The sequence below is a fragment of the Lutibacter oricola genome (assembly GCF_900106565.1).
GTDB lineage: Bacteria > Bacteroidota > Bacteroidia > Flavobacteriales > Flavobacteriaceae > Lutibacter > Lutibacter oricola.
This window is the reverse complement of the sequence record NZ_FNNJ01000001.1, coordinates 1086988-1098486: the sequence shown is the minus strand read 5'-3', so window position 1 is coordinate 1098486 and position 11499 is coordinate 1086988. Positions and strand designations below refer to the sequence as shown.

At 30.7% G+C, this 11499-nt stretch carries 9 protein-coding genes; 1 reads left to right on the top strand and 8 read right to left on the bottom strand.

What is annotated here, in order from left to right; translation table 11 throughout:
- Positions 1 to 4: 4 nt before the first annotated feature.
- The 3 genes from BLU40_RS04505 to BLU40_RS04495 form a co-directional block, all read right to left on the bottom strand.
- A complete protein-coding gene (locus BLU40_RS04505; RefSeq protein ID WP_090120154.1) occupies positions 5 to 1654 on the bottom strand; it encodes a sodium:solute symporter family transporter in 1650 nt (549 codons plus the stop codon).
- A 9-nt stretch (positions 1655 to 1663) separates the two neighbouring features.
- On the bottom strand, positions 1664 to 2959 hold the full coding sequence (locus BLU40_RS04500) for an MGH1-like glycoside hydrolase domain-containing protein (RefSeq protein WP_090120151.1): 1296 nt from the start codon (positions 2957 to 2959) through the stop codon (positions 1664 to 1666).
- A gap of 121 nt (positions 2960 to 3080) precedes the next feature.
- The gene (locus BLU40_RS04495) at positions 3081 to 5747 is read right to left on the bottom strand and encodes a TonB-dependent receptor domain-containing protein (protein WP_090120149.1); all 2667 of its coding nucleotides are present in this window, start codon (positions 5745 to 5747) and stop codon (positions 3081 to 3083) included.
- Between the two features lie 129 nt (positions 5748 to 5876).
- Here BLU40_RS04495 and BLU40_RS04490 point away from each other — a divergent pair, with 129 nt between their 5' ends.
- Positions 5877 to 6905, top strand: coding sequence for a LacI family DNA-binding transcriptional regulator (locus BLU40_RS04490; RefSeq protein WP_090120146.1), 1029 nt, complete (start codon positions 5877 to 5879; stop codon positions 6903 to 6905).
- On the opposite strand, the gene BLU40_RS04485 is transcribed toward BLU40_RS04490, so the two are convergent.
- The 5 genes from BLU40_RS04485 to BLU40_RS04465 form a co-directional block, all read right to left on the bottom strand.
- A complete protein-coding gene (locus BLU40_RS04485; RefSeq protein ID WP_090120144.1) occupies positions 6888 to 8099 on the bottom strand; it encodes a BaiN/RdsA family NAD(P)/FAD-dependent oxidoreductase in 1212 nt (403 codons plus the stop codon). The two genes, BLU40_RS04490 and BLU40_RS04485, sit on opposite strands and share 18 nt — an antisense overlap.
- A gap of 8 nt (positions 8100 to 8107) precedes the next feature.
- Positions 8108 to 8449 (bottom strand): GIY-YIG nuclease family protein, encoded by a 342-nt coding sequence (locus BLU40_RS04480; protein ID WP_090120142.1) that lies wholly within the window; start codon positions 8447 to 8449, stop codon positions 8108 to 8110.
- Between the two features lie 98 nt (positions 8450 to 8547).
- On the bottom strand, positions 8548 to 9477 hold the full coding sequence (locus BLU40_RS04475; RefSeq protein ID WP_090120140.1) for a GYDIA family GHMP kinase: 930 nt from the start codon (positions 9475 to 9477) through the stop codon (positions 8548 to 8550).
- Position 9478: 1 nt separating this feature from the next.
- Positions 9479 to 10168, bottom strand: a complete 690-nt coding sequence (locus tag BLU40_RS04470; protein WP_090120137.1) for an HAD family hydrolase — start codon at positions 10166 to 10168, stop codon at positions 9479 to 9481.
- Position 10169: 1 nt separating this feature from the next.
- Positions 10170 to 11441 carry a hydroxymethylglutaryl-CoA reductase, degradative gene (locus BLU40_RS04465; protein ID WP_090120135.1) on the bottom strand — a complete coding sequence of 424 codons (1272 nt, stop codon included), beginning with the start codon at positions 11439 to 11441 and terminating at the stop codon, positions 10170 to 10172.
- Positions 11442 to 11499 lie beyond the last annotated feature (58 nt).

Sequence of the window (11499 nt, the reverse complement as noted above, 5' to 3'; positions counted from 1 at the left end):
TAATTTAAAATATATAAGGTATAAAATAACTCACTATTAAAATAACTACAAAAAACCCAGATAAAATATAAACCTCTTTAATCATAAAGTCTTTTTTCTTTATTTTTATATCCATTCCTTCAATATGTTTTACTGGTACATTTTTAGTGAATGCTGAAACTAGATACGCAATTACTAAAGCTAAAATTACACCTGTAAAGTTTAACCAAATCCAGAAAATATCAATTCCTAAATCTATATTAAATATTTCTTGCATTGTTTTTGAAAACACTAAATTTATTAATACTGCACTAATTATCCCCACATTCATACCAATATGATTCACTTTTTTAGAGAAAAATGCTAATAAGAATGTTACTAAAACTGGTCCATAAAACACGGATCCAATTGCATTAATAATTTCAATTACTGCACTTTTACTTCCACCAAATAAAAACGAAGCGGCTATACAGATAACTCCCCAAAATACAACTGCTCCTTTAGAAATCATCATATATTTTTTTGATGAAAGTTTTCCTTTACTTAAACCTCTATTAAAAAAATCTTCAACAGTTACAGCAGATAATGAATTAACAGTAGAACTTAATGATGACATTGCAGCAGATAGAATACCTACCATTAAAATACCTATTAAACCGTGTGGTAAATATTTAATAATAAATACTGGCACCATTAAATCTGCTTTTACACCGTGAGTAGCAAATTGTTCTGGAAAATGTTTTTGAGTAGTTACCGCTATTTCATTTAAAAAATCTGGAGCTAACGTAATTAAACCTCCTAATATTAAACCCATTGTACAGTAAACTAACACTACCGGAAACCTCAACAATCCGTTTGCTAATAATAAGGTTCTAATTGTTTTTTCATCTTTGGCTGAAAGTAATCTTTGTGCCTGCGTTTGATCGCAACCATAATACGAAACATATAAAAAGAAACCTCCAAAAATCATTGGTAATAATCCGTATTCATTACCTTCTCCTAGCCCTAAATTATAATCTATAACTTGTAAACGTTCTGGATCAAAACCATTAGCTAAACCTCCGTGTTCTTGTAACAAATCCCATCCGTAAAACAAACAAATAATTAAACCTGAAAAAAGAATTATCATTTGAATAGCATCTCCCCAAACAACAGCTTTCATACCTCCTTGCCAAGAATAAATTATAGTTATAACGCTAATAATTAAAATAGTATACACATAATCTATATCTAAAACAGCTTGTAATATTATGGCTATCGTATACACCATAACACCGGTACCTAAGGCTCTACTTATTTGAAAAACAATACTCAAAATTAAACGTGTTGAAGCGCTAAAACGTTTTTCAACATACTCATAAATACTTACAACACCCGATCTAAATAAAGGTGGAATTATAACAACCATTATAAAAATCATTGCTAATGGAACGGCAAACTCAAACGTTAACCATTTCATACCTCCACCTAATTTAAGTCCAACAAATGCTGGTGCCGAAATAAAACTTATGGCAGATAATTGTGTTGCCATTGTAGATAAACTCAACGGAAACCACCCCATACTTTTACCTCCTAAAAAATAGTCTTTCGAATTTTTATTTTCTTTAAAAAAATATCCCATTCCTAAAAAGAAAATAATATATACTAGTACAATACTATAATCGAGCCAATTCATACGTTTATTTTATTCGTTTAGTAAATCTAAAATTAATGCTGCGCTCCAAGAAAAATTTGCACCTCCACAACCTTCAACTTCATTATTATAATTTTCTTTTCTACAGTCAAAATACTCAAAAAAACCTGCTTTTTCTACTAATTCTATTGAATCCTTTTTTATTCGTTTTGCCAAATCACTGTATCCATAATTTTTAAAACCTTTATAAAGCATCCAATTTAAATTAATCCATACTGGACCACGCCAATAACGTTTTGGATCGAATTTTTTATGAGTTGGATCGAACGATGCACATAAATAAAACTCTTCACCACCAAATTTATCTAACATTGTACCCATTAAATCTGCTGCTCTTTCTTTTGAAGGTACTCCTGCAAAAATTGGAGTAAAAGAAGAAGAGGAAGCATATTCTATTTGTCTATCATTTACCAAATCGTAATGCACATAGGCTTTTAAAGCTTCATTATATAATTTAGAATTTAGGGTTGATTTACCTTTTTTTGTCCAATGTTTTAATTGATCTATTTTATCTTGATTACCTCCTAATAATTGGTATAAAGTTATTAAACTCTCATTAGATTTAATTAATACTGAATTAAACAATGGGTCTTGCACCAAAAAAGGTGAATTTTCAGCAATTTTTTCATCTGAATAATTGTACTTTTTAGCAATCTCAATTATATGCAAATAATGATCATACTCTCTTTTACTTGGTCTTTCAGCAGCGTCTACTAGTGAAGTATCTCTTCGTTCAAATTTATAATCAGGTGGATTCATAGTTTTCCAAACATCATCCCAAATTGGAGAATTATCGGTGCCAGATTCCCAATTGTGATAAATATAGACTAAACCTTCATTATTAACATCTCTATTATTATAAAAATATTCGTGATTAAAATAGACTTTATCAATTTGAGATTCAATAAATTTTAATGCCTCCGCCTTGTTTTTCGCTATATTATATATTTCTTCTAATACAAAACCAGTTACCGGAGGTTGTGTCATCCCAGTTGAACTGTATTTTGCTGAAGATTGAGGATGTAAATCTGCTCTGTGAAATTCTGGTCCTGGAAAATAGGTATCACTCTCTGTATGAAATACAATATGAGGTATAAAACCATTTTCCCATTGAGCGTTTAACAATGTTTCAATTTCTTTTTGTGCTTTTGGCATATCAAAATGCGCAAAACCAATGGCTATAAATCCTGAATCCCACAACCATTGAAATGGGTATAATTTATCACACGGAATGGTAAAACCATCACGCCAATTTTTTAATAGTATTTCTTTTGCTTTGTTTTTCATTACGATAAAGTTCTAGGTAGGTTCAAATAAAATAAGTGTTAACAACAATAACTTAAAAAAACCCACCACCTATTGGTTATATAGGCGGTGAGTTTCGCCAAACATTAATTAAATCAAATTATTAAAAGTTAAAAGTTGCTGTTAAAAAGAATCTTCTTGGTAAAATTGGTCTTCCAAAGAAAAATTCGGCATCACCAGATTGGTCTACATTTCTTGGATCACCTTCAGTTACACCTTCATCATCAAACAAGTTAAATATTGAAAAACCTAATCTTAAATTTTCTTCATCTTCACCAATGTTAAATGTATAACCTGCTCCTAAACGAGCAATTGTAATTGCTTCTAGCTCTACATTGTTATTATCTGCTGCAAACTTTTCTCCTGTATGACTCATAGAAAACACTGCATCATATTTTTTATTATCAAAGTTTAACCCAATGTTACCTAAAAAGTTTGGTTGTCTAGCCAATTCGTTACCTTCATTACTTGTTGTTTTTGTGTTTGCAATTAAATCTTCATCAACATTTTTTGTTAATTCGTGATCTTGGTATGTAGCTGAACCAACAAGACTTAAATTATCTGTAAGTTTATAATTCCAATTTGCTTCTAAACCAATAGTTCTTGTGTTTTGTTCAGACCTTGTTTTATCTACTAAAATTCCATTGTCAAAGCCTTGTGTTAATTTAATTCTATCGCTTAAACCTACATAGTAAGCTGCTACAGAACCTGATAATTTACCATTACCATATTTTATACCTGTTTCAAACTGTACAATTTTTTCTGAATCATATTTAGCTCCTGTTTGCCCTGTAATAATTGGTGCAAACTGTCTAATTTGAGGAAAAAAGTAACCTTTAGAAAAGTTAGCATAGATATTTAAATTATCATTTAATTCGTGTAAAGCCGCTAATGACACTGCCCAATCAGACGCACTTACATTTGCTCTTACAAAACTTCCATCACCATATTTAACATTGCTTAATGCTGGTGTTAAACCTGCTTCATCATATACTTGTTCTTCAGCAATTGATCCATTATTAAAAGTACCTTGCGTATCTTCATATCTAAATCCAACATCAAAACGCCATTTATCAAAAATCATCTCGTCAGAAATATATAAAGCTGTTCTATTTTGAGAAAGGTATTTGTTTGAAGTCATACCAATTCTATCATATAAACCTCCTTGAGAATATGTTACATCGTCTCCGCTCCCATCAGTATAATTTAAGTTTATTATTCTTGGATTGTTATTAAATTCTGAAAGTACTCTATATTGATAATTAACATCTTCAGCTTCAGTACGAGCTAAAAAAGTACCAAGGGTAATATTGTGAGTTCCATTTTCAACATCTATAGTTTTTGTTAATGACGCTTCACCTGAATAATCTGTCATTGGACGTAATCTATCAATATGTAAATTATCAATAACTAAATCATTTCCGCTAATTGGTAATCCTCCTTGAAACTCTGCAGAATAACCTTGGTTAGCAGGATCTATACTATTTACATAAGAATCTAACGTCATAGGATTAGGATTTGCTCCATTTCCACCAATATATAAAGCAAAATTGTGTTTGTACTCTGCAAATTTAACTTTAGACTTAAACTTTAAATCTTCTGCAAAATCATATACAAATTCACCTAAAACATAACCTCCGTTAGTATAAACACCATCTTCAATTGGGCTTTCATATAAGCCTCCTGGTGTTTTAAATGAAGTATTCGCCAATTCTCCAGTAGCTAATGAGTAAACATCTTCACCATCATTACCTTTAAGTCTTGCTCTGGTTCCTCCTTCTAACGGTAAAGGCATAAAAAATTGTGCTTTATCATTTATATATTGTCCGTGAAGTGTAAAAGAACCTTTGTCAAATTTCTTTTTAATATTTCCTCTAAACTGAACACCTTTTGTAGGTAAACCAGTTTCAATTGGTCCATCATCTTTTCTAATAAAACCAGTAAAAGCATAAAATGTATTTGAATCTTCACCGCCTAATTTACCTCCTGTGTAAAAATCAGTTTTAAGTCTTCCTTTATCTGCCCATTCAACGTTTATTATATTTTCTTCATTTGTATCTCCTGTTTTACTAGTATAGTTAATAATCCCAGCAACGGAACCTGCACCATATAAAATTGCTGATCCACCACGTACAAATTCAACACCTTTCATACCAATATCTGGTCTTGCATACACATCGTGAGCAGATGAGTTTAAACCAAACGTACTCATTAATGGCATACCATCATATTGTAACGGGTTAAATACATATTGACCTCCAGAAGGTAAACCTCTTACAAATACATTTGTTGCAGTTTCACCACCACCACCTTCAGCAGTAATACCTGGTACTGTTCTAATAATATCAGCTTGACTATTTGCTGATAACTTTGTAATAGCTGCTTGTTTTACCGAAGAAATAGATAATGCAGCCTGTTTTTGAGAACGAAATGTACTAGATGCTGTAAGCATAACTTCATCCAACACATTACCACCTTCATTTAAAACGGCATTAATTATTATTGGCTTACCATCTAAATTTACTACCTTTTTAAAGCTTACATATCCAACATATGAAAACAACACTTCTTGATTTCCTTCTAAAGTAGTAGTAAATATAAATTTACCATCAAAATCTGATGTAGTTCCCGCAGTACTGCCTTCAATAGTAATATTTGCCCCCATAATTGGGTTACCATTTGCATCTTTAACGTTTCCCGAAATTTGGCTTTGAGCTAACAGCCCCTGAAAGGCGAAAACACACAAAGCGAACACAAGTAATTTTTTCATTATAGTTATAAATAATTGGTTAATATGAAGTAAAACTAATATTACCTCCAAGCAAAATCAATATAAAAATAGTCATTTTCTACCGCAAACGATTGCGGGAACGTTTGTTTTTTTTAGTATATTTGATTTATGAGAAAAAAGGTAAGTACTTTAAAAGAAATAGCGCAAAAACTTGATTTATCGACATCTACCGTTTCTAGAGCTTTAAATGACCATCCGGATATTAGTACTACAACAAAGCAAAAAGTTCAAAAATTAGCAAATAAACTTCACTATACCCCAAATATATTTGCGCAAGGATTTAGAAAAAACAAAACCAATATTATTGGTGTAATTGTACCTAATGTTACTCATTATTTTAGTTCTACACTTATAAAAGGAATTCTAAAAGAAGCTGATATAAAAGGCTATAAAGTTATTATTACCGAGTCTAATAATGATATAAAAAAACAAAGTGAAATGCTGCAAACAATGGCTCAATTTGGAGTTGATGGAATATTAATGAGTGTTTCTAAAAAAACTAAAAGCTTTACTGATATTTTAGATATTATGAACCGAATTCCACTGGTTCTTTTTGATAAGGTGTCCTATAAAATACCTTGCACTCAAATTGTTGTTAATGAAGCTGAGGCATCATATAAAGCCATTGAACATTTAATTCAAACAGGTAAAAAAAGAATAGCAATTATTAAAGAAAATAAGTTCTCTTATAATTCTGAAAGAAGATATGAAGGTTATTTAAAAGCACTAAAACAAAACAACATTGAAATAGATAACAAAATTATTGTTAGTTGCGAAGACTTAAATCTAGAACAAGGTAGAAGAATGACAAAACTTTTATTAAGTTTAAAACATAAACCTGATGCTATTTTCACCATTACCGATAGCGCTGCAATTGGAGTGATTAAGACGCTAAAAAGATTTAAAATTAAAATACCTCGTGAAATTGCTGTTGTAGGATTTAGCAACTCCTTATATTCAACAATTATAGAGCCTAAATTAACAACAATTGATCAGCCAGGTGAAAAAATAGGAAAAACAGCCGTTACTTACCTAATAAATGAAATAGAAAATCCTGAAGAACGAACAACAAGTAAAACGGTAGAAATTGCAACAAATTTAATTGTTAGAGATTCCTCTTTAAAGATTTCCTATTGAGTTCGCAACTATCCAACCACCAGTCCAGGCATTTTGAAAATTAAATCCACCAGTTACAGCATCTATATTTAAAACTTCACCAGCAAAAAATAAGTTTTTATGAAGTTTACTTTCAAAACGTTTAAAGTTTATTTCCTTTAAATCTACACCACCAGCAGTTACAAATTCGTCTTTAAAAGTACTTTTCCCATTGACTTGAAAAGTACATTTAGTTAGTTGACTTGCTAAATTTTCTAATTGTTTGTTACTTAATTGAGCCCATTGTGCAGTTTCAGAAATTTGAGCGGCTTTTACCAATTTAGACCACAATCGTTTTGAAATATCTTCAAAAACCGAACGCAAAATTACTTGCTTTTTTGCATTCTTCTTTTTTTGCGACTTTAAGAACTCTAAAACTCCTTCTGTTTGTTTAGACAGCCAATTTACTTCAATTTGGAACTGATAATTTTTAGCAGCCAATTCTAATGCTCCCCAAGCTGAAAGTTTTAAAATCCCAGGTCCGCTTAATCCCCAATGTGTTACTAATAATGGTCCTTTTTCCGCTAATTTTGAATTTAAAATTTTAACTGAAGCCTTTGGAACCGAAATTCCAGGAATATCCTTTAATCGTTCATCTTTAATATTGAATGTAAATAAAGATGGCACTGGTTTTATAATTTTATGCCCTAACACTTCTACCAAACTCCAAACTTTGGCATTACTTCCAGCAGCAATTAATACATAATCTGCTATAAAATCTTCTGAATTGGTTTTAACAATAAACTTTTCTTCTTTCTTTTCTATTGAATCAACTCGTGTACTTGTTTTTAAAACAACTTTTGCTTGTTTAGCACTTTCCACAAAACAATCTATAATAGTTTGCGATGAATTACTTTCAGGAAAAATTCTATTATCATCTTCAATTTTTAAAGGAACACCTCTATTTTCGAACCATTCCATAGTATCTCCGGTCATAAATTGATGAAAAGGACCTAACAATTCTTTTTTTCCTCTTGGATAAAACTCTGTTAAATCTTTAGGCACAAAACAAGCGTGTGTAACATTGCAACGTCCTCCTCCAGAAACCTTAACTTTTTGTAAAACTTTATTACTACCTTCTAAAATAACAACTTCCAATTCGGGATTTAATTCTGCTGCATTAATTGCTGCAAAAAAACCTGCTGCTCCACCTCCAACTATTATAAGTTTTTTCATATTTATATTTACTTTTTTTCTGTTGGCTGAGCGGAGTCGAAGCCCTTTTTGTTCTTAAAATGAGTTTTATTTTTACATTCCGAAAACTTTGGTAAATCTTCCTTTTTATCTTTAATTAATGTAAGTTTCTTCTTTCTACTCCAACCTTGAATTTGTTTTTCTTTATAAAAAGCTTCAGATATTGTTGTAAACTCTTCAACATAAATCAAATTAACTGGTAGTCTTTTTGCAGTATAATTTGCTCCAACTCCATTTTGATGTTGATTTAGTCTTAACTCAAGATTATTTGTACTTCCTGTATAAAAAGTTCCGTCAGAACATTCTAATATGTAAACAAATCCTTTTTTCATAACATGATTGGCTTCGACTCCGCTCAGCCGCCGTAATATTAATTAATATCCCATTATTACAACTTTAACCCTTTTAGCAAATCCGCTCAGCCACCTACTTATAAAATTAAATCTTTATATGGTATTATTGTTTGGAATCCTTTTTTATTGAAATAGTTTGAAGAATCCTGATTACCAGTTGCTAAAATAAAATCTCCGCCCCAAGCTCCTAAACTTTTTGTTTGTCCAAAATAATCAGAAAAATATGTTTCTTGAACGGTAGGTAATTGAATTGTTTTTGAAACTATTTGCTCGTGTTCAGCCATTAACTTTTCAAAATCGTTTAAATCATTACAATCAACAAAGGCATCAGTTAATCTTGAAATTAATTTAGTTTCAGTACTTAAATTTCCTTTTAACTCTTTAAATCGTTTTATACCTTCTCTGCTATTTTGCTTTTTATTTAAATACACAAAATACAATTGCTCTTTAAACGAAGGATTAAATTTCACTTCTTCAACTATTGGATCGCTTCCATTTCTTGTATATAAAATTGGTGTGTTATGTTTAGCACAAGCCAAATCATAACCGCTTCCACCAAAGGTTTTTTCTAGCAAAAAATACGGATTTACCTCTGCCCAATCTGCTAAATTGTTAATTAACGTAGATGAAGTTCCTAGTCCCCAATTTTTAGGGAAAGTTAAATGAGTTTCAACCAAAAATCCTTCTTCACTATTTAAAAATGAAGGATTTAGATTTCTAACTTCTTGTAAAATCTCCATTAAATTTTCAGCCAGTCTATCATTTCCTCCATCTTCATTCGATTCAAAATCGGCACTAAATAAACGTAGTTTTGGTAAATCGAAAATTGCTTCTAACCAACACTCGCCAGTATTTGTATAGCTTTTCCAAACTAATTGAGGTTCGCTAATTGGTTTTACAATTAAATTTTGCCCACAAGTAGTCGGTACTGCTAAAGATTTTGCTCCATCTAGCACAAAATATTCTCCTGTTAACAATAGTTTTCCGTTGCTATAAAATTCTTTCATTTTACTTTAAAAACTTTATTATTTCAGAAATATTTTCAACTTCTAAATAATTATATTTAGCTAAACTTCCATTAACTTCTTCATGAGACCAAGTAGTATGAAAAGGAACGTGTATTGCTTTTCCGCCAATCTCTAAAACTGGTATAATATCTGATTTAACTGAATTACCAACCATTAAAAAATTCTCTGGTGCACAATCTAAATGCTTTAACAGTTTTTTATAATCTGAAGTTTTTTTATCACTCATCACCTCAATATGATGAAAATGTTTTTCTAAACCAGATTTTATTAATTTACGTTCTTGATCTAACAAATCTCCTTTTGTAGCCATTACAATTCTATAATCTCCATTAAGATCTTTTAATATTTTCTCTACTCCATCTAAAACTTCAACAGGTTTATTTAACATCTCCTTTCCTAAGGCAATTATTTTATTTACAAGAGCAATATCTGCTGTATTATTTGTGATATTAGAAACAGTTTCAATCATTGAAAGCATAAAACCTTTTATTCCGTATCCATAAATAGAAATATTATCTATTTCAACCTTTAAAAGTTCTTTATTAATATCTTCTTCAGGCAGATAATCTTCCAATAATTCAGCAAACTTTTCTTCAGTTTCTCTAAAATAAGGCTCGTTGACCCAAAGTGTATCATCTGCATCAAATGCTATTACTTTTATATCTTTCATTTTACTTTCTTAGGTTATTATAAGCTTCAACAACTGCGTTATGAGTTACCGTTTTATTTTCAAAATAATTAATTAAAAATTGTTTATCTGCTTCACTCGCTCCTAAGCCTTTTATAATATTGGTTAAGTGCATTTTCATATGCCCTTTTTGAATTCCTGTGGTTGTTAAGGCACGTAATGCAGCAAAGTTTTGAGCCAAACCTGCAACAGCAATTATTTGCATTAATTCTTTTGCTGAAGGTTTTCCAAGCATTTGCATAGCTAATTTTGATAAAGGATGTAACGAAGTTAAACCTCCAACAGTGCCTAATGCTAAAGGAATTTCAATCCAAAATTTAAAAATTCCGTTTTCTATGGTAGCGTTGGATAGACTTCTGTATTGTCCATCTTTTGCTGAGTATGCGTGCGCACAAGATTCAATGGCTCTAAAATCGTTTCCAGTTGCAATTACAACAGCATCAATACCATTCATAATTCCTTTATTGTGTGTAACTGCTCTATGTGGTTCTACGTTTGCTATTTGAACTGCCTCCACAAATTTTTGCGCTAAATATTCTGAATTTTCAGCATACAATTCTTCCACTTTACAACTTACTTCTGCTTTTACTAAACATTCAGGAACATAATTTGAAAGAATACTCATTACAACTCTAATATTCTCATTTTCAAACTCATTTGCCATTGCTTCCAAACAAGAATTGATAAAATTAGCCCCCATACTATCAACCGTTTCAAAAGTAACATGTAGTTGATAATAGTTTTCTAATTCTTCAGTTTTGTCGCGTAACTCAACATCCAAAATTCCACCTCCACGCTTACGCATATTTTTGGTAATAGCTGACGTTGCTTTTAATAAATCTTCTTTTTTTGTATTGAAATATTTTTGAAGTTCAGCTTTATCTCCTTCATACATAAAATGTACTTGACCAATTTTAACAGTCGATAAAACTTCTGCCTTAAAACCTCCACGAGTACTCCAAAATTTTGCAACTAATGAGGCTGCTGCAACTACCGAACTTTCTTCAATAGCCATTGGCACTACATAATCTTTTCCGTTTATTACAAAGTTGGGTGCAATTCCAAATGGTAAATAATAATTTGAAATGGTATTTTCAATAAAATCATCGTGTAAATCTTGAATAATTTCATTCTCATTCCAATATTGACTTAAGGTGTTTTTGGCTTCATTATCGCCATTAAAAAAGTTCTCAATTAACCAATCTATCTTTTCAAATTTATTCAGTTTTGAAAATCCGTTTACAGTTTTAGACATATTTAATCTTCAATTATAAAAAAGCAAAGATACTTGATTAATTAAATATACTTATATA

Excerpts from the sequence above, each read along its gene's own strand:
- BLU40_RS04505 (WP_090120154.1), bottom strand. The coding sequence starts at position 1,654 with ATGAATTGGCTCGATTATAGTATTGTACTAGTATATATTATTTTCTTT.
- BLU40_RS04500 (WP_090120151.1), bottom strand. The coding sequence starts at position 2,959 with ATGAAAAACAAAGCAAAAGAAATACTATTAAAAAATTGGCGTGATGGT.
- BLU40_RS04495 (WP_090120149.1), bottom strand. The coding sequence starts at position 5,747 with ATGAAAAAATTACTTGTGTTCGCTTTGTGTGTTTTCGCCTTTCAGGGG.
- BLU40_RS04490 (WP_090120146.1), top strand. The coding sequence starts at position 5,877 with ATGAGAAAAAAGGTAAGTACTTTAAAAGAAATAGCGCAAAAACTTGAT.
- BLU40_RS04485 (WP_090120144.1), bottom strand. The coding sequence starts at position 8,099 with ATGAAAAAACTTATAATAGTTGGAGGTGGAGCAGCAGGTTTTTTTGCA.
- BLU40_RS04480 (WP_090120142.1), bottom strand. The coding sequence starts at position 8,449 with ATGAAAAAAGGATTTGTTTACATATTAGAATGTTCTGACGGAACTTTT.
- BLU40_RS04475 (WP_090120140.1), bottom strand. The coding sequence starts at position 9,477 with ATGAAAGAATTTTATAGCAACGGAAAACTATTGTTAACAGGAGAATAT.
- BLU40_RS04470 (WP_090120137.1), bottom strand. The coding sequence starts at position 10,168 with ATGAAAGATATAAAAGTAATAGCATTTGATGCAGATGATACACTTTGG.
- BLU40_RS04465 (WP_090120135.1), bottom strand. The coding sequence starts at position 11,441 with ATGTCTAAAACTGTAAACGGATTTTCAAAACTGAATAAATTTGAAAAG.